This window comes from Sphingobium sp. MP9-4, from assembly GCF_005281675.1.
GTDB classification, from domain to species: domain Bacteria; phylum Pseudomonadota; class Alphaproteobacteria; order Sphingomonadales; family Sphingomonadaceae; genus Sphingobium; species Sphingobium yanoikuyae.
Map to the genome: position 1 here is coordinate 155,320 of NZ_LUFI01000038.1, position 22,169 is coordinate 177,488.

22 protein-coding genes and 1 pseudogene are annotated in these 22,169 nt (G+C 65.1%); 10 read left to right on the forward strand and 13 right to left on the reverse strand.

The annotated features are described in order from the left end of the window. Positions 1 to 19: 19 nt before the first annotated feature. Positions 20 to 544: an energy transducer TonB gene (locus A0U87_RS13360; protein ID WP_137405618.1), complete on the reverse strand. Its 525-nt coding sequence runs from the start codon at positions 542 to 544 to the stop codon at positions 20 to 22. 195 nt (positions 545 to 739) lie between these two features. Here A0U87_RS13360 and A0U87_RS13365 point away from each other — a divergent pair, with 195 nt between their 5' ends. Together A0U87_RS13365 and A0U87_RS13370 are read left to right on the forward strand one after the other, a co-directional pair. Beyond that, entirely contained in the window at positions 740 to 1,387 is a 648-nt protein-coding gene (locus A0U87_RS13365; RefSeq protein WP_004210337.1) for a DUF4136 domain-containing protein, read from the forward strand. A gap of 136 nt (positions 1,388 to 1,523) precedes the next feature. Further along, a complete protein-coding gene (locus A0U87_RS13370; RefSeq protein ID WP_048936413.1) occupies positions 1,524 to 2,765 on the forward strand; it encodes a cation:dicarboxylase symporter family transporter in 1,242 nt (413 codons plus the stop codon). Between the two features lie 442 nt (positions 2,766 to 3,207). Here the strand turns inward: A0U87_RS13370 and dapE are convergent, their stop codons facing one another. Beyond that, on the reverse strand, positions 3,208 to 4,350 hold the full coding sequence (gene dapE, locus A0U87_RS13375; RefSeq protein ID WP_048936414.1) for a succinyl-diaminopimelate desuccinylase: 1,143 nt from the start codon (positions 4,348 to 4,350) through the stop codon (positions 3,208 to 3,210). A gap of 53 nt (positions 4,351 to 4,403) precedes the next feature. On the opposite strand from dapE, the gene A0U87_RS13380 reads away from it, so the two are divergent. Together A0U87_RS13380 and A0U87_RS13385 are read left to right on the forward strand one after the other, a co-directional pair. Further along, a complete protein-coding gene (locus A0U87_RS13380) occupies positions 4,404 to 4,850 on the forward strand; it encodes a cupin domain-containing protein (protein ID WP_048936415.1) in 447 nt (148 codons plus the stop codon). After that, positions 4,847 to 5,884, forward strand: a complete 1,038-nt coding sequence (locus A0U87_RS13385; protein WP_170978398.1) for an LD-carboxypeptidase — start codon at positions 4,847 to 4,849, stop codon at positions 5,882 to 5,884. Before A0U87_RS13380 ends, A0U87_RS13385 begins: the two co-directional genes overlap by 4 nt. Positions 5,885 to 5,942: 58 nt before the next feature. On the opposite strand, the gene A0U87_RS13390 is transcribed toward A0U87_RS13385, so the two are convergent. Beyond that, positions 5,943 to 7,244 (reverse strand): dipeptidase, encoded by a 1,302-nt coding sequence (locus A0U87_RS13390; RefSeq protein WP_137405619.1) that lies wholly within the window; start codon positions 7,242 to 7,244, stop codon positions 5,943 to 5,945. A gap of 81 nt (positions 7,245 to 7,325) precedes the next feature. Between A0U87_RS13390 and aat the strand changes: the two genes are divergently transcribed. Next, complete coding sequence (gene aat / locus A0U87_RS26750) at positions 7,326 to 8,078, forward strand: leucyl/phenylalanyl-tRNA--protein transferase (protein WP_048936417.1); 753 nt, start codon at positions 7,326 to 7,328, stop codon at positions 8,076 to 8,078. Between the two features lie 35 nt (positions 8,079 to 8,113). Here aat and A0U87_RS27120 read toward each other — a convergent pair. The 4 genes and pseudogenes from A0U87_RS27120 to A0U87_RS13415 all read right to left on the reverse strand — a co-directional run. Then, positions 8,114 to 8,548, reverse strand: a pseudogene (locus tag A0U87_RS27120) (DUF2155 domain-containing protein); the annotation flags it as partial. After that, a complete protein-coding gene (locus tag A0U87_RS13405; protein WP_048936419.1) occupies positions 8,527 to 8,925 on the reverse strand; it encodes an NADH:ubiquinone oxidoreductase subunit NDUFA12 in 399 nt (132 codons plus the stop codon). The pseudogene A0U87_RS27120 and the gene A0U87_RS13405, both read right to left, overlap by 22 nt. 50 nt (positions 8,926 to 8,975) lie before the next feature. Further along, a complete protein-coding gene (locus A0U87_RS13410) occupies positions 8,976 to 9,521 on the reverse strand; it encodes a DUF192 domain-containing protein (RefSeq protein ID WP_048936420.1) in 546 nt (181 codons plus the stop codon). 48 nt (positions 9,522 to 9,569) lie between these two features. Next, a complete protein-coding gene (locus tag A0U87_RS13415) occupies positions 9,570 to 10,094 on the reverse strand; it encodes a RecX family transcriptional regulator (protein WP_048936466.1) in 525 nt (174 codons plus the stop codon). Positions 10,095 to 10,257: 163 nt separating this feature from the next. On the opposite strand from A0U87_RS13415, the gene A0U87_RS13420 reads away from it, so the two are divergent. Together A0U87_RS13420 and A0U87_RS13425 are read left to right on the forward strand one after the other, a co-directional pair. Continuing rightward, a complete protein-coding gene (locus A0U87_RS13420) occupies positions 10,258 to 12,018 on the forward strand; it encodes a fatty acyl-AMP ligase (RefSeq protein WP_048936421.1) in 1,761 nt (586 codons plus the stop codon). 108 nt (positions 12,019 to 12,126) lie between these two features. Next, on the forward strand, positions 12,127 to 14,430 hold the full coding sequence (locus tag A0U87_RS13425; protein ID WP_137405620.1) for an EAL domain-containing protein: 2,304 nt from the start codon (positions 12,127 to 12,129) through the stop codon (positions 14,428 to 14,430). Between the two features lie 9 nt (positions 14,431 to 14,439). On the opposite strand, the gene A0U87_RS13430 is transcribed toward A0U87_RS13425, so the two are convergent. From A0U87_RS13430 to aroQ, 5 genes are all read right to left on the reverse strand, one after another. Next, positions 14,440 to 15,189: a ParA family protein gene (locus A0U87_RS13430; RefSeq protein WP_017500882.1), complete on the reverse strand. Its 750-nt coding sequence runs from the start codon at positions 15,187 to 15,189 to the stop codon at positions 14,440 to 14,442. A gap of 84 nt (positions 15,190 to 15,273) precedes the next feature. Beyond that, on the reverse strand, positions 15,274 to 15,618 hold the full coding sequence (locus A0U87_RS13435) for an arsenate reductase family protein (protein ID WP_048936423.1): 345 nt from the start codon (positions 15,616 to 15,618) through the stop codon (positions 15,274 to 15,276). Further along, a complete protein-coding gene (gene accC / locus A0U87_RS13440) occupies positions 15,615 to 16,967 on the reverse strand; it encodes an acetyl-CoA carboxylase biotin carboxylase subunit (RefSeq protein WP_004210354.1) in 1,353 nt (450 codons plus the stop codon). The genes A0U87_RS13435 and accC overlap by 4 nt, the downstream gene beginning before the upstream one ends. Before the next feature lie 12 nt (positions 16,968 to 16,979). After that, positions 16,980 to 17,468, reverse strand: coding sequence for an acetyl-CoA carboxylase biotin carboxyl carrier protein (gene accB, locus A0U87_RS13445; protein ID WP_004210355.1), 489 nt, complete (start codon positions 17,466 to 17,468; stop codon positions 16,980 to 16,982). Between the two features lie 83 nt (positions 17,469 to 17,551). Continuing rightward, positions 17,552 to 17,992 (reverse strand): type II 3-dehydroquinate dehydratase, encoded by a 441-nt coding sequence (gene aroQ, locus A0U87_RS13450; protein ID WP_004210356.1) that lies wholly within the window; start codon positions 17,990 to 17,992, stop codon positions 17,552 to 17,554. A gap of 131 nt (positions 17,993 to 18,123) precedes the next feature. Between aroQ and thiS the strand changes: the two genes are divergently transcribed. Continuing rightward, a complete protein-coding gene (gene thiS, locus A0U87_RS13455) occupies positions 18,124 to 19,125 on the forward strand; it encodes a sulfur carrier protein ThiS (protein ID WP_122927846.1) in 1,002 nt (333 codons plus the stop codon). A 463-nt stretch (positions 19,126 to 19,588) separates the two neighbouring features. Here thiS and A0U87_RS13460 read toward each other — a convergent pair whose 3' ends face one another. Beyond that, positions 19,589 to 20,473, reverse strand: a complete 885-nt coding sequence (locus tag A0U87_RS13460; RefSeq protein WP_048936424.1) for a LysR family transcriptional regulator — start codon at positions 20,471 to 20,473, stop codon at positions 19,589 to 19,591. 88 nt (positions 20,474 to 20,561) lie between these two features. Between A0U87_RS13460 and A0U87_RS13465 the strand changes: the two genes are divergently transcribed. After that, on the forward strand, positions 20,562 to 21,272 hold the full coding sequence (locus A0U87_RS13465; RefSeq protein ID WP_048936425.1) for a CoA transferase subunit A: 711 nt from the start codon (positions 20,562 to 20,564) through the stop codon (positions 21,270 to 21,272). Continuing rightward, on the forward strand, positions 21,272 to 22,168 hold the full coding sequence (locus tag A0U87_RS13470; RefSeq protein WP_048936426.1) for an HAD family acid phosphatase: 897 nt from the start codon (positions 21,272 to 21,274) through the stop codon (positions 22,166 to 22,168). The genes A0U87_RS13465 and A0U87_RS13470 overlap by 1 nt, the downstream gene beginning before the upstream one ends. Position 22,169 lies beyond the last annotated feature (1 nt).

Sequence of the window (22,169 nt, forward strand, 5' to 3'; positions counted from 1 at the left end):
CGGGCGCGAACTGCGCCCGTCACTTACCTTCTTCGATCGTTTCGAATGTCATCGCCATGCGCATCTTCTTGCGCACGGGATTGCCGGCGCTGTCCCGCTGGATCGGATAACGCCGACTGAGAATTTGCGTTGCGCAATGTTGTTCCGGCATCGGCTTGTCGTTGATCGTCGCGACGCAGTCCGATGCGCTGCCATCGGACTCCGGTATCCGCCAGTTGATCTTGTTGCTGTAGCTTCCGACTAGGGGCTTGCCGTTCGTGTCGCGCGCAGGCGTAAAACGGGCGCGAGCTATGAGTAGGTCGCAGGTGGCCTGATCCAGTGTGGCGGCGCCGCTGCTGGAACTGATCGTGCATTTTACCGGCACGCCATTCTTGTCGATGTCCAGCAAAAAGGCAGTAACTCCCTCCTGTCCCTCGCGCAGTGCCGTTGCCGGATAATCTTCGGACGTGACCCGGTCGCCCGGATTTCCGGTTGGCGTGGGCGAAGACGCGGCTGCTATCAGCAAGGGAGCGAACAGCGGCAGGGTGAGAAAGGCATGCTTCATGCGGCTTTCCTGCAACAGTCTGTCACTCTTTTCCAGTGGTTTGACGGATCGTTCTGCGACATGGCGTCATGGATGTGCGGACATGGCTTGCGTCCAATCGACGGGTTGGTGCGTTCAAACGATGTTCAGTTGCGTTTTGCTAGAGCAGGGCGCAAGAAGACTAACAGGCATCCGCCTGATTCAGGACGCGAAAAAATGAAAGCTTTCAGCAAGATCGGCCTTTTCGCAGCGCCCGCGCTGGCGTTGGTGGCCCTGTCCGGCTGCGCCACGTCGTTCAAGGCGGACGTCGCCCGTTTCCAGCAGCTCCCCGCACCCGCAGGGCAGAGCTACACGATCGTTGCCGACGATCCCAAGCTCGCCGGTGGGCTCGAATTTTCCCATTATGCCCAGATGGTCGGGCAACGCCTGACCCAGACCGGCTATGTCGCCGCTGGCGATCCGGCCAAGGCCGACCTCATCGTGCGTGTCGCCTATGATGTCGACAATGGCCGTGAGCGTGTGCGCTCGACCGGTGGTTTCGGCCCGAGCCCCTATTTCGGTGGTGGCTGGGGCTATGGCCGCTGGGGTCGCCCCTGGGGCTATGGCTTCTATGATCCCTGGCTGTTCGGCGGTGCTGGCTTCAACGACGTGTCGAGCTACACCGTCTACACCAGCGATCTCAGCATGAAGATCGATCGTGCGGCCGACAATCTGCGCCTGTTCGAGGGCAAGGCCAGCGCCCAGTCGTTGTCCAACAAGCTGACCTATCTGGTGCCCAATCTGATCGACGCGATGTTCACCAATTTCCCCGGCCAGAATGGCGAGGATGTGAAGATCACCCTGCCGCCCGAAAAGAAGGGCTGAGCAGTCAAGATACGGTCGGCTCCCAGCCAGACCAAAATTGCCCGGCGATCCCTGCGATCGCCGGGCTTTCTTTTTGCCTGCAACATCTTAGGCTGGCAGGAAGGGGAGCGATGCCGTCAAGATGCGGGGGACGGGCATGTCGTTGACGATACGGATATTGATCGCGCTGGTCGCGGGGCTGGTGGCGGGTATCGCCTTGTCCGAATATGGCGGCGAGCTCGACGCGGCGGTGGTTGATATCGCGCAGCCGGTCGGCAAGGCCTGGCTGAACGGGCTTCAGATGCCGCTCATCCCGCTGATCTTCGCCCTGTTGGTCACGGGCGTGGCCTCTGCCGCGACCACCGCGCGGACCAGCGGCACGGCGGCACGCACCCTCCTTCTCTTCGCCCTGCTGCTGCTTGGCTCGGCCAGCGTCGCCGCATTGCTTGGCCCTCTGCTGCTCCAGCTCTGGCCGGTCCCGGCCGGCGCCGTTGGCGCGCTCGCTGGTGCCGGCCCGGCGACGGACGTGCCCGGCATACGCCCCTCGGCCGAATGGCTGCTCGGTTTCATCCCGGCCAACCCGATCCATAGTGCGGCGGAAGGGCAGGTGGTCGCCGTCGTCCTGTTCGCCCTGGTTTTCGGTTTTGCCGTGACCCGTGTAGCAGAGGATCGGCGTATCGCCCTGAGCGGCTTTCTCGCCGCGCTGGTGGACACATTGCTGGTCATGGTCGGCTGGGTGCTCTGGCTCGCGCCGGTCGGCGTCTTTGCGCTGGCGCTGGTCGCGGGCAGCCGCTCCGGTCTCGCGACTGCCGGTGCGCTGCTCCACTATATCGGCTTCATCGTCCTCATTTGTCTGGCTGTGACGGCGCTGGTCTATCCGTTGGTGATCCTGCTTGGCCGGATTGCGCCCGGCCGCTTCGCCCGTGCGGCCTTGCCGGCCCAACTCATCGCCTTTTCGACGCAAAGCTCGATCGCCTCGTTGCCGGCGATGATTGCGGCCAGCGACGGGCCGCTCGAAATACGCGAAAGCACCCGGTCGATCGTCCTGCCGCTCGCCATCTCGCTGTTCCGTATCACCAGCCCGCCGGCCAATCTCGGCGTTGCCCTCTATGTGGCGGCGATGAACGGGGTAGCGCTCGGCCCGGTGCAGATCATGCTGGGCGTTGTGGTCGCCGCGATCGTCAGTCTGGCGGCCGTCGGCCTGCCGAGCCAGATCACCTTCTTCACCACCACCGGCCCGATCTGCCTCGCCATGGGCGTCCCGGTCGAGGCGCTGCCGCTGCTGCTGGCTGTCGAAACCGTGCCGGACATTTTCCGCACCGTCGGCAATGTCACCGCCGACATGGGCGTCACCCATATCATAGATCGCTTGGGAAGCGGAACGGGCATCAGGGATTGATGGCTGCTAACGACCATAAGCCGCCCTCACCATCATCGTCACCCTGAACTTGTTTCAGGGTCCATTCCTCCCAGCAGACCAATGGCTTGTTGGGCCTGATAGATGCTGAAACAAGTTCAGCATGACGTTAGTGGAATGGCAGGAAACCACCCCATCATGACATCGGACAGATTGTCCTACTGCGGGCTTTTATGATCTATCCTGTCGGATGCAGAGGCCAACGCTTCCTGATCCGGCATCGGCCGATGCGCCGCTGGCGCGTGGCTGTCGCTTCACTGTCGTTTCATCGTAGCGTCAATGGTGCGTCAGCATGACCCTGGTGTCGCGTCCGTGGCGCTCAACTGTCGCGTCACAGACGCGTTGGCGTGGCGTTTCAGGCGCAAATGGCCCAAAACAGCCTCACGACACTGTGAACTTCGGACTGTCGCGTCGTAAACCGGTTTCAGCCGCGCAACGCCCGCTCCGTGATCAGCCGGTAAATGCGGGTCAGGTCGTGCAGGTCGGCGATCGCGACGGCCTCGTCCAGCTTGTGCATCGTCGCATTGTTGAGGCCGAATTCGGCGACCGGGCAGAGGCGCGAGAGGAAGCGCGCGTCCGACGTGCCGCCGGTGGTCGACAATTCGGTGTCGAGGCCCGTCACGTCGCGGATCGCATCGCTGATCAGGGTGGACAGCGTGCCCGGCTGCGTCAGGAAGGGCTCGCCGCTGATCTTGGCCTCCACGCTGCCGCCCTCGCTCGCCGCGATCGCGCTGATCCGATCGATCAGCGACGCGCCGCTATGCTGGTCGTTGAAGCGGATCGAGATGCGCGCCGTTGCCGCCGCCGGGATGACATTATGGGCCGGGTTGCCGACTTCCAGGTCGGTGATCTCGATATTGCTGGGCTGGAACCAGTCGGTGCCCTCGTCCAGCACTTCGGCATCCACTTTGGCGAGGATGCGGACTAGCGCCGGGATCGGATTGTCGGCCAGGTGCGGATAGGCGACATGGCCCTGCGTGCCCGCCACCTTGATCCACATGTTGACCGACCCGCGCCGGCCGATCTTCACCACGTCGCCCAGCCGGGCCGAGGAGGTCGGTTCGCCAACCAGGCACATGTCCGGGTGCAGGCCATGGGCGACCATTCGGTCCATCAGCGCCAGCGTGCCATAGGTGGCCGGGCCTTCCTCGTCACCGGTGATGATCAGGCTGATCGTGCCGGGCAGGCTGTCGGGCAATTCGTGCAGCGCCGCGACGAAGGCGGCGATCGCGCCCTTCATGTCGACTGCGCCGCGGCCATAGAGCAGGTCGCCGCGCACCACCGGGGTGAAAGGATCGCTGGCCCAGCCATGGCCGGGCGGAACGACGTCGAGATGGCCGGCAAAGGCGAAATGCGGGCCGGCGCCGGTGGTGCGCCAGGCGAGCAGATTTTCGACCGGGCCGTCGGGTGCGACGCCGCTGACGAAACGGTCTACGGTGAAGCCCAGCGGAACCAGCATCGCTTCCAGCTCGGCGAAGACATCGCCGACGGCCGGGGTGACGGAGGGGCAGGCGAGCAGGCGCTCGGCCAGGGCCAGGGCGTCGTGATTGGTGCTGGTCTTGGTCATGGGGCAGCGTTAGCGAAAGCCGACTTTCTTGACCAGCGCAGAGGAGAGGGGCCATGCCGAAGATCGATCTTGCCGCCATTCCACAAAGCAATGCCACCGGCTATCCGGGCGATCATGCGCTGGCGGTGGCCGGTCGTTACTATCGCCGGCTGGCCCCGGCGACGGGTCTTGGCGATTTCGGCGTCAGCCATGTCGTGCTGAAACCCGGCGCAGCCTCATCGCAACGCCACTGGCATGAGGGCGAGGACGAATTTGTCGTCCTGCTGTCGGGCGAGGCGGTGCTGGTCGAGGAGGGCGGGCGCACGCCGATGGCACCGGGCGACATGGCGGCCTTCCCCAAGGGCGTGGCGGATGGCCATCATCTGCTCAATGAAAGCGATACGGATTGCGTCTTCCTTGCCTTTGGCCGTCCGTCTGTCAGTGATTGCCATTATCCCGATATCGATCTGCACCTGTCCGGTGGGGTCTATCGCCACAAGGATGGGAGCGTTTTTGCATGATGGATCGTCGTGGGTTGCTGGCCGGCATAAGTGGTGCTGTGGTCGCGGCGGGCATGCCCTCGGTTTCGGCAGCGGCGCCGGGCGGGCTGATCCGGCCGCCGCGCCTGCGTGAAGGGGATGTGGTCGGCCTAGTGGAGCCGGCGGGCTTTACCGATGACGCCTTCGACCTGGACCTGGTCAAGGAGACGATCCGGGCGATGGGGCTCAAGCCCAAGGCCGCGCCGCATCTGGTCGAGCGCTATGGCTATCTGGCGGGCAAGGATGCCGACCGCGCCGCCGACATCAACGCCATGTATGCCGACCCGGAGGTGAAGGCGGTGTTTGCGGTGCGCGGCGGCTGGGGCTGCGCGCGCATGCTGCCCTATCTCGACTTCAAGACGATCCGCGCCAATCCCAAGCTGTTGACCGGTTTTTCCGATATCACGGCGCTGCACCTGGCCTTTGCGGCCCGCGCCGGCTTCACCACCATCCACGGCCCCAATGCCGCCAGCGGCTGGGGCAAGCTCAGCTGGGACAGCTTCCGCGCGGTGGCGTTTGACGGGGCAACGCCGACCTATGTCAATCCGGTGGGGACGGAGGATCGGCTGGTGCCGCGCAGCGGCCGCATCCGTACCTTTGGCGGCGGCAAGGCGAACGGGCGGCTGCTGGGTGGCAATCTCACCGTGCTGACGGCGCTGATGGGCACGCCCTGGTTGCCCGATTTCACCGGCGCGATCCTGTTCGTGGAGGAAACCAACGAGGCGGAATATCGCATTGACCGGATGCTGACCCAATTGTCGCTGGCGGGCATATTGCCAAAGCTTGCCGGCTTCGTTTTCGGCCAATGCACCAGCTGCACGGCCACCGGCGTGTCCTATGGCGGCTTCACCCTGTCGGAAGTGCTGCAGCAGCATCTGGCGCCGCTCGGCATTCCTGCTTTCCAGGGCGCGCTGTTCGGTCATATCGCCAACCAGTTCAGCCTGCCGGTCGGCGCCCGCGCCGAAATCGATGCGGACGCGGGCACGATCCGGTTGCTGGAGCCGGCGGTCAGTTAGAGCCTGATCGTTTGAGCTGGAAGCGCTCCGCGCTTCCAGCGATGGCGTGAATCAGGCTCTATTCCTTTGTTGCGGGCTTGGCGCCGTCCAGCGAGGCGACGGTGCCATTGCCGATCGGCTCGCCTTTCATCCCCTCTGCAACCTTCTCGGCCGCCGCCATGACGCGCAGCACATTCTCGCCGGCCAGCTTGGCGATGTCGGCATCGCTCCAGCCGCGGCGCATCAGTTCGGCCAGCAGCGCGGGATAGGTGGCGACGCTGCCCAGCCCCTGGGGCAGCGATCCCACGCCGTCGAAATCGCTGCCGATGCCGACATGGTCGACGCCCGCAACCTTGGCGATATGGTCGATATGGTCGGCGACCATCGACAGGGTGACTACCGGTTCGGGATTGGCCTTTTCCCATTCCGCCAGCGCCTTCTTCGCGCCCTCGGGATCACCGATATAAAGGCCGCCAAAGGGCGGAGCGTTATAGCGGGCCATTTCCGCGCTGCGCGCCGCGCTCCAGACCCGGCGGGCCTCCGACACATATTGCGGCGCGAAATTGACCATGACCACGCCGCCATTGGCCGCGACCTGCTGCAGGATCGCGTCGGACACGTTGCGCGGCGTGTTGCACAGCGCGCGCGCGCTGGAATGGGAGAAGATGATCGGTGCCTTGCTGATCTTCAGTGCGTCCAGCATCACGCCTTCGCTGACATGGGCGAGGTCGACCAGCATGCCCAGGCGGTTGAGTTCATGCACCACCGCCTCGCCGAACGGGGTGAGGCCGTCATGCTGCGGATTGTCGGTGGCGCTGTCGGCCCAGGCGATGGTCCGGCTGTGGGTCAGCGTCAGATAGCCGGCGCCAAGGTCATGATAGGCGCGCAGCACGGCCAGGCTGCCGTCGATCTGGCCGCCGCCCTCGACCCCGATCATCGACGCGATCCGCCCGGACTTGTGCGCGGCGCGAACCTCGGCAGCGGTGGTGGCGAGGGTGAAGTCCTGCGGGTAGCGGCGGGCGAGGCTGTGGACCAGTTCGATCTGCTCGACCGTGTCCTTCACCTGCTGCAGTTCGGGCAGGTCGGCCGACACCCAGACGGACCAGAATTGCCCGCCCATCTGCCCGGCACGCAGGCGGGTGATGTCGGTATGATATTGGCTGGGGTCGAGCCGGTCGAGCGGCATGGTCCAGCGGGCGTCCCCGGCCTTGCCGGCCATCGCTTCGGGCCAGTCATTATGGCCGTCGATCAGCGGGGTGGCCTTCAGCACCTTGGCGATTCGCGCGGCATAGGGATCGGATGCGGGCGCGGCCGAGGCGGCGAAGGGGAGAGCGACGGTGGCGAGGAGCAGCGGCAGGGCTGCGAGGCGGAGGGATATCATGGCGCGGGAGACTAGGAGGGCGACGGATCAAGTCAATCGCGGCTGGCGGGCGGGTTCGACATTGGCTAGACCCTTGAATCGATGACGATCGATCCGCTGTTGCTGCTGCAGGCCTATGCCATCGGCGTGTTCCCGATGTCCGACGACCGGCAGGCGGACGATGTCTATTGGGTCGAGCCCAAAAGGCGGGCGATCCTGCCGCTCGATGGCCTTCACCTGTCACGTTCGCTGTCAAAGACGATCCGGCAGGACAGGTTTCGCGTCACCGCCAACCGCGCCTTTGCCGGCATCGTCGCCCTATGTGCGGAAGCTGCGCCGGATCGTCCATCGACCTGGATCAATGGCCCGATCGAGCGCGCCTATCGCCATCTCCACGAACTGGGTTTTGCCCATTCGATCGAATGCTGGGACGGGGATGAACTGGTCGGCGGCCTCTATGGCGTGGCGCTGGGTGGTGCCTTTTTCGGCGAGTCCATGGTGTCGCGCCGCACCGATGCGTCAAAGGTGGCGCTGGCCTGGCTGGTGGCGCGGATGCGTTTTGGCGGCTTCAGCCTGCTTGACTGCCAGTTCATGACCGATCATCTGCGCAGCATGGGCGCGCAGGAAATCAGCCAGCGCGACTATCTTCAGTTGTTGGGCGTTGCCGTCGGCGACGTGCCGCTGGGAGCGGGCGACGCGGTGCTGTCGGCCGGTTCGGGCTCGGCGGCCGAACTGGCGTTTGCACCGCTGGCCGGCGATGCGGCGGCAGGCACCTTGCCCTTGTCGCCCAGCTTGACCGTGGCAGGACCGCTTTCGGGCCATTCCATCGTGCAGCTCTTGACCCAGACGTCATAGACCGGGTGCTGGACGACATTGCGGTCGGGCCGTTCGCGGAACAGCCAGCCGGAAAAATTGCGGCGCCACTTGCCGTCGGAACTGCTGCGCACGTCCAGCTGCACGAAGGCGCCGGTTTCCTGCACATTCTCCCAGGGGGCCGTGGTCTCGCATGCCTGCAGGCGGACGATGGCGTCGCCGACGCGCAACGCCTCGCCGGGCTTCATCGTCAGGTCGCGGGTCAGGCCGTTGCGCTTGTTGAGCAGGCCGATCACGGCGGTGCGCTCGGCCATCGGCGTGCCGGACAGGCTGGCCTCGTCCGCGTTGCGGATAGGCTGGCCCTCGATCTTCACCGGGCCGCTCTGATTCGCTTCTGGCGCATCATTGCGACCGCAGGCCGCCAGCAGCGCGCACCCCAGAAGCGGCGCGCCAAGCAGGATCGGCGGGAATCCCCCCGCCGGACGCCGAATCATGCCGCGTCGGGGCTCCATGCCTCGTAATCGCCGGTCGCCTTCTGGCGCTGGCCGCCCTTTTCGAGCGCGCCTGAGGGACGGTAGGCGTTGGCGGTGCCGGTCGCGTTGGGGGTGAATTCCTTTTCCCAGATGCGCGGTGGCGGCAGGAAACTTTCGGGCGTGCCCTCGATCGAGTGGTGCAGCCAGCCATGCCATTCGGCCGGCACGCGGCTCGAATCATTGGCGCCGTTATACATCACCCAGCGGCGCGTCAGGCCGTTCGGATCGATGCCGCCTTCATAATAGACATTGCCCTGATGGTCCTCGCCCACTTTCGTGCCCTTGCGAGCCGTGAAGAGCCAGGTGCCGAAGGTGGCGCCATTCCACCAGGTGAAGATGTTTGCCAGGATACCCATGGCCGATGCGCTTAGCCGCTGGGATTGACGTGGGCAAGGACGATATGGCCCTAACGGGCGGTTGTCGGGCAGAAATCGAGGTCGATCGCGCTCTTGCCTTCGGTTGTTGCGCATTTGCCCCAGGATAGGCGGTCGCCTTCCTTGATGCCCAGTTCCGCGGCGCGGCCGCCGCGCAGTTCCAGCACCGCCACCACCGGCACGCCGGCGGACACCGGCTCGCGCGAATAAGGGGCGACATTGGCGCCGATGAAGGCGATCGTGCCGTCGGTATGGATGAACAGCATGTCGAGCGGGATGACCGTGTTCTTCATCCAGAAGCTGGCGGTGCGCGGCGGCTCCATCGGGAACAGCATGCCCTTGTCGGCATCCAGCGCCTTGCGGAACATCAGCCCCTGTTCCTGCTCCGCTTCGGTCCGGGCGACTTCCACGTCGAAGCGATGCGCGCCCTTCGCCGTGTGGATGACGAGGGGGAGCAGCGCGCCCTGTGGCGCGGCGGCCTGGACATTGCCGCTGTCATTTGCGGCATCGGGCTTGGCAGAACAGGCCAGGAGCAGCGCGGGCAGGGCGGCGGCGAAAAGCAGTCGGGTAAGGGGCATGCGATCCTGCCTAGCGGGTTTCGGGGAGGTGCGGGAGAGAATTAACCCTCAATCCTCCGCGTCGGGGAAGTCGCCGGGTGCTGCATCGACCCAGCGCCGGGCCAGGGCATAATCATGGCCGGCGCGCAGGAAGGCGGCGATCGCCTTTTCCCGTCCCTTGGGATCGGGCGCCTGCATTGCATAGGGGCCGATCCGCTTGCGTCGGGCGAATCGGTCGGCAGCCGCCCAGCGATCAGCCTGTGCCTGGGCATCGGCGGCACCACGATCGGCCTCCTCTATGCCGGCGGCGCGCAGCGTTTCGGTGACGCGGCGGGCGCCATAGCCGCGCCGGCCAAGGGCGGCGCTCTTCATCAGGGCAAAGCTGCTGTCGTCGACATAGCCCAGTTCTGCAAAGCGGGCGACCAGCGCTTCGGGATCGGCCGGCGCTTCCCCGCCCCATCCGCGCTCGCGCAATTTGCGCGCAAGATAGGCGAGCAGCTTGCCGCGGCTGGTCGCGAACCGGCCGACATAGCGCAGCGCCAATTCGCGCAAGGCGTCTTCGTCCAGGGGGCGGGGCGGGCGTTTGCTGGTCATGACCGGTCGTGCATTGTGCGCCATCATGCGCTAAGCGCCATCTTTATGCCACAGTCGGGCCGGAATTTTACCGCGCCTTATGGTCTAGAAGCACAGGCTGGATTGAAACTATCCGGTGCAAGTCGACGTCAAAACTGATAGCGGCCGCCGGAATATGACAGATATGACATTGGGTGACACCAATATGACGGGTTCGCAGATTATGATGGCACCTACGCCGACCAACGATGTTCTTCCGCGCCGCTTCTCCGATTTCGAGACGTTGGGCGAAGCGTTGGATTATGCGGCGCAGGGCAAGCGCGGTCTCAATTTCCATGATGCGCGCGGCAATCTGGCGCGGCCCTATCCGTTCAGCGAACTGCGCGAGGACGCGATCGCCTGTGCCCATCGCCTGATCGCCCATGGCGTGAAGCCCGAGGACCGCGTCGCCCTGGTCGCTGAAACCGGCGCCGACTTCGCCATGCTGTTCTTCGGCATCGTCTATGCCGGCGCCTGGCCTGTGCCGCTGCCGCTGCCGACCAGCTTTGGCGGCAAGGAAAGCTATATCGACCAGCTCAATGTCCAGTTGTCGAGCTGTGACCCGATGCTGTTCCTCTTCCCCAAGGAACTGGAGGACATGGCGGGCGAATCCGGTCGGCAGAAGTCGGTCGAGAGCATCGCCTTCGAGGATTTCATCGCCCGCGAAGCGATCGCCTGCGACCTGCCGCAGGCCAAGGGCGAGGAAATCGCCTATCTGCAATATTCGAGCGGTTCGACCCGCTTCCCCCATGGCGTCGCCGTGACGCACCATGCGCTGCTGTCCAACCTGTCGGCGCACAGCCATGGCATGGAAGTGCAGGAAAGCGATCGCTGCATCAGCTGGCTGCCCTGGTATCATGACATGGGCCTGGTCGGCTGCTTCCTGTCGGTCGTCGCCAATCAGGTGTCGACCGACTATATGAAGACCGAGGATTTCGCCCGTCGTCCGTTGGCCTGGCTGGACCTGATCAGCCGCAATGAAGGCACCTCGATCAGCTATTCGCCGACCTTCGGCTACGACATCTGCGCGCGTCGCATGTCGAGCCAGACCAAGGCTGCTGACCGTTTCGACCTGTCGCGCTGGCGCCTGGCCGGCAATGGCGCTGACATGATTCGCCCCGACGTGATGCAGAGCTTCGTCGATGCGTTTGGCGATGCCGGCTTCAGCCCCAAGGCGTTCCTGCCGAGCTATGGCCTGGCCGAAGCGACCCTGGCGGTCACTATCATGCCGCCGGGCGAAGGCATCATCGTCGAACTGGTGGAGGAAACCGACCTGTCGGGCGGTGCCGCACCGGAAGGCCGTCCGCAACGTTTCCGCTCGATCGTCAATTGCGGCAAGCCCGCCAAGGACATGATCGTCGAGATCCGCGACGAGGATGGCGGCCTGATGAACGAGCGCCAGATCGGCAAGGTCTGGACCACCGGCCCCTCGCTGATGGTCGGCTATTTCCGGGATCCCGAAGCGACCGAGGCCTGCATGGCGGATGGCTGGCTGGACACGGGCGACATGGGCTATCTGTCCGATGGCTATCTCTACATTGTCGGTCGCGCCAAGGACATGATCATCATCAACGGCAAAAATCACTGGCCCCAGGATATCGAATGGGCCGTGGAGCAGCTGCCGGGCTTCAAGCAGGGCGATATTGCCGCCTTCGCGATCACCACGCCGGGCGGCGAGGAAGCGCCGGCGGTGCTGGTCCATTGCCGCACCTCCGACAATGAGGAGCGTTCGCGTCTGCGCGACCAGATTCGCGAGCGGGTTCGCGCCATCACCGGCATGAACTGCGTCGTCGAACTGGTGCCGCCGCGCACCCTGCCGCGCACCAGCTCCGGCAAGCTCAGCCGGTCCAAGGCACGCAACCTCTATCTGACCGGCGAGATCCGTCCTTACGATATCGCTGCCTGATCGGGCGACGCATACCGATTGATAACCATTGCCTGCTAGGCCGGGCATGTGGGTATCGAGCAAGGGCAATCCGAAACCGACCGACAGGGACGGGGCTCGCTAAGGGCGATGATGGGGCTCGCACGCCTCGTCGATGAAGCCGATATGCGCGTCCTGACTGCCCAGTTGCAGTCGGCAGATAGCGTCGCGCTGCTGCGTCTGGCGATGAACGTGTTCGGCCTGCTGTTCCTCTGGCGCGTGTTTGGCAGCCATGTTTCGGCGACCGTCATGATCGGCTGGAGCGTCGCGCTGATCGGTGCCGTTGCTATCAGTGCCCTGTTGATCCATCGCCGGAAGATCGGTGCCGGCGGCGTGCCGCAGGCGCGCGACCTGCGCCGCCATGCCCTGACCGGCCTGCTGCACGGCCTGGTCTGGGCGGCCTGCATGACGCTTTTTTCGAGGGGAGAGGGGGCTGAGCATCTCGTGGCGCTCTGGACCCTCATCAGCTGCATCATGGTGTGCGGCGCAATCAGCTATGCGGCGACGCCGCTGGCCGCGATCGCTTTCCTGGTGCCCTGCATCGTCGGCCTGTCGGCGATGTTCGACGGCGAAACCCTGTTACCGCTGCGGGCGCTCGCCACCAGCTATGCACTGTCGCTGCTGGTCGGTTGCCTCATCTATGCCCGCACCTTCGCGCGCCAGCACAGCACCACGGTCCAGCTGGCCGAGCAGACCGAAGTCGTCAGCCTGTTGCTGCGCGAATATGAGCAGGGCGCATCCGACTGGCTGTGGCAGACCGATGCGCTGCGCCGGATCAGCGGCGTATCCCAGCGTTTCGCCGAAAGCGTCGGCATGACGCCGCAGGCGCTGGAAGGGGCGCCGCTGGTCCAGGTTCTGGCCGGCGCCGGATGGGAAAGCGGCCGCTTCGCCTCCAGCCTGCATAGCCTGGCGGATCATCTCAAGCGGCGGGAAAGCTTCAGCAATCTGGCGTTGCCCGTCGATGTGCAGGGGCGCACGCGCTGGCTCGAACTGTCGGCCTCGCCCCGCTATGATGACAATGGCAATTTCCAGGGCTTTCGCGATGTCGGGTCGGACATCACCATCCAGCGGGAATCGGCCGACAAGATCGCCCAGTTGGCGCGGTTCGACACGCTTACCGGCCTGCCCAACCGCGCCCATCTGCGCGATGCGCTGGATCAGGCGATGGCAGACACCGGCAATCGCCGGCCCGGCTGCGCGTTCCTGATGCTCGATCTCGACCGGTTCAAGGCGATCAATGACAGCCTGGGCCATCAGGTCGGCGACCAGCTGCTCAGCCAGGTGGCGCAGCGTCTGCGCCATGTCTGTGGCGGTGCCGGATTTTGCGGTCGCATCGGTGGCGACGAATTTGGCGTGGTGATTGCGCGGATCGACGACGACCGGGCGGTGGCGCGCCTGTCGATCGCGATCATCGACGCCCTGTCGGCCCCCTATCAGATCGATCAGCATGTGCTGCATGTCGGGGCGTCGGTCGGCTCGGCCGTCTCGCCTATCGATGGGCATCAGTCCGAATCGATCATCCGCAGCGCCGATCTGGCGCTTTATCGCGCCAAGGACGAAGGCGGCGGTGTCCATTGCCCCTATGAGCCGCAGTTGCATGCCAAGGCGGAGGAACGGCAGCGGCTGGAGCAGGCGCTGCGCGAGGCGCTGGAGAAGGATCAGCTCCATCTTCTCTATCAGCCGGTCGTGGATGCGACGTCCGGCGTGATCACCGGGTTCGAGGCGCTGGCGCGCTGGACCCATCCCGAACTGGGGCCGATCCCGCCGTCGAAATTCGTGCCGGTGGCCGAAGAAGCGCGGCTGATCGGGCCGATCGGCGAATGGGTGCTGCGCACCGCCTGCCGCGAGGCGATGCGCTGGCCCGCGCATATAAGGGTTGCCGTCAACGTGTCGGCGGAGCAACTGCACCAGTCCAACTTCATCTCCGCGGTGATCAATGCGCTGGCCCAGAGCGGGCTCGATGCGCGGCGGCTGGAGCTGGAGGTCACCGAAAGCGTGTTCATGCATGAGGATGACGGCGCGCTGCGCGTACTGGATCAGTTGCAGTCGATGGGCATACAATTGTCGCTCGACGATTTCGGCACCGGCTATTCCTCGCTCGGTTATCTCAGCCGCACCCGTTTCAACACGATCAAGATCGACCGCAGCTTCGTCGTCGGGGCGGCGCATAACACGCCAGAGAATCTGGCGATCATCCGGGCGGTGGTGACGCTGGCGGAAAGCCTGGGCATGTCGACCACGGCGGAAGGGGTGGAAACCGCGACCGAACTGGACATGGTGCGCCGGCTGGGCTGTAAGAAGGTGCAGGGCTATTATTATGGCCGGCCGATGCTGCCGCAGGATGCGGCGCGCCTGTTCCCCGATCCGCCGGCGCAGGCCTGCGCCGTTGGCTGAGGCAGGGTCTCAGCCCTGCTGAACCTGCCGCTCGACCATCGTCCATAGCGCGCCGAAGGCCTGGGCCGGGGGGGAGGCGGGGGCGAACGCACCCAGCGGCTTGCGGCGGACCGTCATCTGCTCGATCGTGCTGGCCATGGGGATCGCGCCCCAGCCGGGCTGTTCGTCCAGTGCCTTGCGATGCAGGCTGCGGCGGCGGTCGACCATCGAATAGACCGGCAGGATCGGCGCATGATTGCCGCCGCGCTGGACCAGATAGCGCGCCACCTCGCCCATCGCGCGCTGTGACAGGGGAGAGGGGATGACCGGGATGACGATCAGGTCGGCGGCGCGCAGCACCTGCTCGCTGGTTTCGGTGAGGCCCGGCGGGCAATCGAGGATGATGCGGTCATAATCCTTGCCCAGGCTGTCGATCAGCTTGGCCAGCCGCTTCTTCTTGTCCATCTCGCGGAACAGATGGTCTAGGCTGCGCAGCGAGGTGTCGGCGGCGATCAGGTCCAGGCCCGGCACGGTGGTGGGCTGGATCAGCTTGCGGACCTCGACATCCTTGCTGAAGATGGCCTGGGCCGCATCGCGGCTTTCAAGATCGGTGGAGAGGAGCCAGCTCGACGCGGCCTGCGGGTCGAGATCCCAAAGCAGGGTGCGCCGTTTCGATATGCTCGCCGACGCCCAGGCGAGGTTGACCGAAAAGGTGGTTTTGCCAACGCCCCCCTTGAGGCTGTAGACGGCGATGGTCGCCAATGCCGGTTCCTTTGCCATGGGAGAGGAAGCTACGGCTTCCCCCCGTCAAAGCAAGGGCTCAAATCAGCCGCTTGTTACATGGGCGTGACAAGCGGCTGATATTCAGAGGATTTCCAGAACCTTGTCCTGGGGGCGGCAGAAGCGCACGCCCTTTTCGGTTTCGACGAAGGGGCGGTTCACATAGGCCGGATTGGCCGCCATCTCGTCCAGGATCGCATCCGCCGTCATGTCCGACAGGCCGCGTTCCTCGGCATCGGTGCCCATCTTGCGGATCGCTTCGGCCGGGGTCATCCCGGCGTCGGCGAACAGCTGGGCCAGCTTGTCGTGGGTGAAGGGGGTCTTCAAATATTCGACCACCTCCACCTCGACGCCTGGCGTTTCCTCAAGGATCGCCAGCGTCTTGCGCGACGTGCCGCATTTGGGATTGTGCCAGATGGTGGCCTTCACTGGCCATCCTCACGGGCAAGCCATTCTTCCAGCCACTTGATCGTATAGTCGCCGTTGAGGAATTCGGGATCCTTCAGCAGCGCCTGGTGCAGCGGGATGGTGGTCTTCATCCCTTCGATCACATATTCCTCCAGCGCGCGGCGCAGACGCATGATCGCGCCCTCGCGGGTGCGGCCATAGACGATCAGCTTGCCGATCATGGAGTCGTAGTAAGGCGGCACCTTATAACCCTGATACAGGCCGCTATCGACGCGGACATGCATGCCGCCCGGAACATGATAGCTGGTGACGGTGCCCGGCGAGGGCGCGAAGGTCTTGGGATCTTCCGCGTTGATGCGGCATTCGATCGCATGGCCGGTGAAGCGGATATCTTCCTGGTTCACCGACAGCGGCTTGCCTTCGGCAACGCGGATCTGTTCGCGCACCAGGTCGAGGCCGGTGATCATCTCGGTCACCGGATGCTCCACCTGCAGGCGGGTGTTCATCTCGATGAAGTAGAATTCGCCATTTTCCCACAGGAACTCGATGGTGCCCGCGCCGCGATAGCCCATGTCGGCCATCGCCTTGGCACAGATGCCGCCGATCCGTTCACGCTCGGCCTGGCTCAGGACGGGCGAGGGCGCTTCTTCCAGCACCTTCTGGTGGCGACGCTGCAGCGAGCAATCGCGTTCGCCCAGATGGATGGCATTGCCATTGCCGTCGCCGAACACCTGGATTTCGATGTGGCGCGGATTGCCGAGATATTTCTCGATATAGACGGTGGCGTCGCCGAACGCGGCCTTCGCTTCCGAACCGGCCTGCTGCATCAGCGTTTCGAGCTGGTCGGGCGAGGTGCAGACCTTCATGCCGCGACCGCCGCCGCCAGACGCGGCCTTGATGATCACCGGATAGCCGGCAGCATCGGCAATCGCGCGCGCTTCCTCGACATCGCTGACCGCGCCGTCCGAACCCGGCACCAGCGGCAGGCCGAGCGCGCCAGCGGTACGCTTCGCCTCGATCTTGTCGCCCATGGTGCGGATATGTTCGGGCTTGGGACCGACAAAGGCGAGACCATGAGCCTCGACGATTTCGGCGAACTTGGCGTTTTCGCTGAGGAAGCCATAGCCCGGATGGATCGCGTCGGCGCCGCTGATCTCGGCCGCAGAGATGATCGCGGCGATGTTGAGATAGCTGTCCTTGGCGGCGGGCGGCCCGATGCAGATCGCCTCGTCGGCGAGGCGCACATGCATGGCGTCGGCGTCGGCGGTCGAATGGACCGCCACCGTCTTGATACCCATTTCATGGCAGGCGCGGTGGATGCGCAGCGCGATTTCGCCCCGGTTGGCGATCAGCAGTTTTTCGATGGCCATGGGATCGCGGCCTTATTCGATGACGATCAGCGGCTGGTCATATTCGACCGGCTGGCCGTTATCGACCAGCACGGCCTTGACGGTGCCGGCGACGGGCGCGGTAATCGCGTTCATCACCTTCATGGCCTCGACGATCAGCACGGTTTCGCCGGCCTTTACCTGTGCACCGACGCGCGCGAAGGGCGCGGCGCCCGGCTCGGCCGAGAGATAGGCGGTGCCGACGATCGGCGACTTCACCACATTGCCGGCGGGCAGGGCAGGCTCGGCCGCCGCGGCGGGAGCAGCGGCCGGTGCCGCAGCCGGGGCAGCGACGGGTGCCGCTACGGCAGCGGGCGCTGCGAAGATGGGGGCGCCGCCACCGATCTTGCGCGCCACGCGAATCTTGCGGTCGCCGTCTTCAACCTCGATCTCGGTCAGGTTGGTGTCGTCCAGCAAAGCTGCCAGTTCGCGCACCAGGGTGACGTCCACCTGCATCGCGCCCTTGTCATGCTTGTCGTTCATGCTTGACCCTTGTCGTCTTTCAAAATGCGTTCTGGCGGCCAGCGCCTATGCTCATTTGCGCCAAAGCGCAACTTTTGTGCGTTCTACAGTTCCAGGGCTGCTTCGAGCGCCAGCATGTAGGACATGGCGCCAAAGCCTGCGATCGTGCCCTTGGCGGCCATGCCGACATAGGATTTGTGGCGGAAGGCCTCGCGCGTGTGCGGGTTGGACAGGTGGATCTCGATCACCGGCACGGTGATGCTCTTGATCGCATCATGCAGCGCGATGGAGGTGTGGGTATAGGCGCCGGGATTCATGATGATGGCATGGGCGCCCTCGCGATGCGCCTCCTGCACCCAGTCGACCAGGTGGCCTTCATGATTGGACTGGCGGAAATCGATCTCGACATGGGCGCGGTGGGCGGCGTCCTCCATCCGCTCGGCAATGTCGTCCAGCGTGTCATAGCCGTAGATTTCCGGTTCGCGGGTGCCGAGCATGTTGAGGTTCGGGCCGTTAAGAACATAGATTTTGCGTGTGTCCGCCATGGCGATCCCCCATTCGGTCGAGACTTGTCTGTTGCGGGCGCGGCGTCGCCGCCCCTATATGCGCGCTGATCTTTAGCCCTTCGTGTCGCGCCAAGTCGAGACACGTTTCCAGCCACGAACGGGATAATGTAGTGAGCATCGACGGCACCATCTCCATCCATATCAATGGCGAGCATCGCCGCATCCGCGACGGCCTGACCCTGGCCGAGCTGGCGAGCGAGCTGGGCTTCGCGCCGGAGAAGGTGGCGGTGGAGCGCAATCTGGAAGTGGTGCCGCGTTCGACCCTGGCCGATGTGAAGGTCGAGGATGGCGACGAACTGGAGATCGTGCATTTCGTTGGCGGCGGCGATATGTCCCCGGTGGATGACGATAGCTGGACGGTAGCGGGCAAGACCTTCCGCTCGCGCCTGATCGTGGGCACCGGCAAGTACAAGAATTTCGAGCAGAATGCCGCCGCGCTGGTCGCGTCGGGCGCTGAGATCGTCACCGTGGCCGTGCGCCGCGTCAATGTGTCCGATCCGAACGCCCCGATGCTGACCGACTATATCGACCCGAAGAAGGTCACCTATCTGCCCAACACCGCCGGCTGCTTTACCGGCGAGGAGGCGATCCGTACCCTGCGCCTGGCGCGCGAGGCGGGCGGCTGGGAACTGGTGAAGCTGGAAGTGCTGGGCGAGGCGCGGACGCTCTACCCGGATATGGTCGAAACGCTGCGCGCGACCGAGGTGCTGGCCAAGGAAGGCTTCAAGCCGATGGTCTATTGCGTCGACGATCCGATCGCGGCCAAGCGGCTGGAGGATGCCGGCGCGGTCGCGATCATGCCGCTGGGCGCGCCGATCGGGTCGGGTCTGGGCATCCAGAACAAGGTGACGATCCGCCTGATCGTGGAAGGCACCAAGCTGCCCGTGCTGGTCGATGCGGGCGTGGGCACCGCGTCGGAAGCGGCGCAGGCGATGGAGCTGGGCTGCACCGGCGTGCTGATGAACACTGCCATTGCCGAGGCGAAGGACCCGGTGCTGATGGCGGCGGCGATGAAGGCGGGCGTCGAGGCCGGCCGCATGGCCTATCGCGCCGGCCGCATGGGCAAGCGCATGTATGCCGACCCGTCGAGTCCGCTCGCTGGCCTGATCTGATTCCAGGGCGTCGCGGCGCGAGATTCGACGCGACAGCCGAAGTTCACAGTGTCGTGGGGGTGATTCCGGGCCAATGCGCCGGGAACGCGCCCGCGACGCGACAGCGAAGCGACAATCGCGCGACAATCGGGGCACGATCGCGCGCGTTCGACGCGACACGGAGGCGACACTGGGGCGACAGGGAAGCGACGCCTGTGTTGCAGGTGGGCGGTTGCTTGGGGGCGGATGTCCCATCCCCCAAGTAAATCAGAAGAGGCGCGTGTAGGACAGCGCGGTTGAGGGGCGGAAGCTGTCGCTAACAGCATCGTCACCCTGAACTTGTTTCAGGGTCCATTTGTCCCAGCAGGCCAATGGACTACTGGGCTGGATGGATGCTGAAACAAGTTCAGCATGACGTTGTGAGGGCGGGCCGGAAGCCCATCATTTAACCGATCAGGTTGACCGTAATCCTATCCCTCGTTCTTCACTCTTCACCCCGTAACTCCAGCCGGCTGGCCCGGTCGAAGATTGCGAGCACCAGCGGGTCGGCTTCGGCGGCGCGGACGGCGACGTGGAAATCGACCGGGGGCATGAGCGGGGCGCCGGGCACCGGGACCAGGCGCCCTTCGGCCAGTTGCTGGCGCGCCATCGGCCGGGGAAAGATGCCGATGCCGCCGCCTTCCAGCACGATGTCGATCATGGTGCGGACATTGTTGCACAGGTTGAGCGGGCAGTCGGCCAGGTCCGACGCGGCGATCGCATCCTTCATGATGCGGTAGAGCGGCGACAGGTTGGTGAGCGACCAGATCGGCGGGCGGACGTCTGCCATCGTCGCGACGGTTGCGGGACTGGCGAGCCAGAGCAGGTCGACGCTGCCGATCGGCGCGGTGCGCAGCATCGGATGGGCGATGCGGCCGGCGGCGAAGGCGAGGTCGGCATGGCCCGAGGCGAGCTGCTGGATGAGGTCGGCGGTGAGCGCGATGTCGACCTCCAGGCTGACATGGGGCAGGTCGCGGCCGAGCTGGGCGACGAAGCCGGGCAGGCAGCTGGCCGCCGCGATCTCGCCCGCGCCGATGCGCACGATGCCGGTCGCGCCGGATATGTCGCTGCACCCCATCAGCACGCCCTGGAAGCGCGCCCAGAGCGGCTCGCTCTCCCGCACCAGCTCGCGCCCGGCGGGGGTGAGCGCCATCGTCCGCCCCTCGCGCCGGAAGAGGGCAGTCCCCAGATGGCTTTCCAGTTCGCGCACCCGCGCGGAAATCGCCGGTTGGGTGGTGTTGAGGCGCGCCGCCGCCGCCGCGAAGGTGCCCAGCCGCGCGATCCACAGCAGGGTTTCGAGATGGTAGAAGGCGATGCGATTGATAGACATTGTTTGGGTTTAACCGAAAAAACAAATCATTGGTATTGATCGGTTTGCCTGCCTAGTCTGCGCCGAAATTTCAAAAGGATGGATGCCGATGGCCAAGAAGCTCTACCCCGATGCCGCCGCCGCGCTGGAAGGGCTGCTGTTCGACGGCATGCATCTGTGCGCGGGCGGCTTTGGCCTGTGCGGCATCCCCGAGCGGCTGATCGACGCGATCCGCGATTCGGGGGTGAAGGACCTGACCATCGCCAGCAACAATGCCGGCATCGACGGCGAAGGGCTGGGCAAGCTGCTGCGCACGCGCCAGGTCAAGAAGATGATCTCCTCCTATGTCGGCGAGAACAAGGAGTTCGAGCGGCAATATTTGGCCGGTGAGCTGGAGGTGGAATTCTGCCCGCAGGGGACGCTGGCCGAGCGCTGCCGCGCGGGCGGGGCGGGCATTCCCGGCTTCTACACCAAGACCGGCGTCGGCACCGCGGTGGCCGAGGGCAAGGAAGTCAAGAATTTCGACGGCCAGGACTATATCCTTGAACGCGGCATCTTTGCCGATGTCGCGATCATCAAGGGCTGGAAGGCGGACGAGAGCGGCAACCTGATCTTCCGCAAGACCGCGCGCAATTTCAACGCGCCGATGGCGACCGCGGCGAAGATCTGTATCGCCGAGGTGGAGGAAGTGGTGCCGGTCGGCAGCCTGGACCCCGATGCGATCCATCTGCCCGGCATCTACGTCAAGCGGATGATCGTCGGCGCGCCCTATGACAAGAAGATCGAGTTCCGCACCGTGCGCCAGAGGGACGCGGCCTGATGGCGACGATGATGCGGCTTGCGCCGGCGCTGTTGCTGGCGCCGCTGGCGGCCTGTGCAACGACGACCGAGACGACGAGCGCGACCGGCCCGGCGCCGGTGACGCCGACCGGACCAGCGGTGCCGCCGGCGGGCATGCAATATCTTTATGGATCGGGCGAGGCGGCAGCCTTGTCGCGCCAGGCCTGGACCGCGCTGGTCGCCCATGCCGCGACCGTCGTGAAGGCGCGGCCGGCAGATTCTGTCGTGCTGGCGGAAGGCGCGAGCCTGGATGCGCCCAAATATGTGCCGTGCGGCAACCGGCCCTTCGCCGCCGTGTTCGACGTCGATGAGACGGTGATGCTGAACACCGGCTTCGAATATCATGATGCGAAGACCGGCAAGGGCTATGATGCCGCCGACTGGGACGCGTGGGAAAAGACCGGCGAAGGCGCGGTCGGCCCGGTGCCGGGCGCTGACAGCGGCCTCAACGCGCTGCGGGCGATGGGCGTGACGGTGATCTTCAACACCAACCGTTCGGCCGCCAATGCCGACGCGACCGCGCGCGCGATCAAGGCGGCGGGGCTGGGCGAGGCGGTGCATGGCCAGACGCTGTATCTGGCCGGCGACGATACGATGGGATCGCGCAAGGATGGCCGGCGCTGGACGATTTCGCGCAGCTATTGCGTGATTGCACTGGGCGGCGATCAGCTTGGCGATTTCACGGACCTGTTCAATGTCGGGCAGAGCGTGCCGGCGCGGCGCGCCGCGACGCAAGGCCCGGCAATCGCGCAACTCTGGGGCGCGGGCTGGTTCGTCCTGCCCAACCCGGTTTATGGCAGCGGCCTCAAGGGCGGCTTCGACGATGTTTTTCCTGCCGACAAAAGATGGGCGCCGCCCGCCCAAGGGGAGAAGTGAT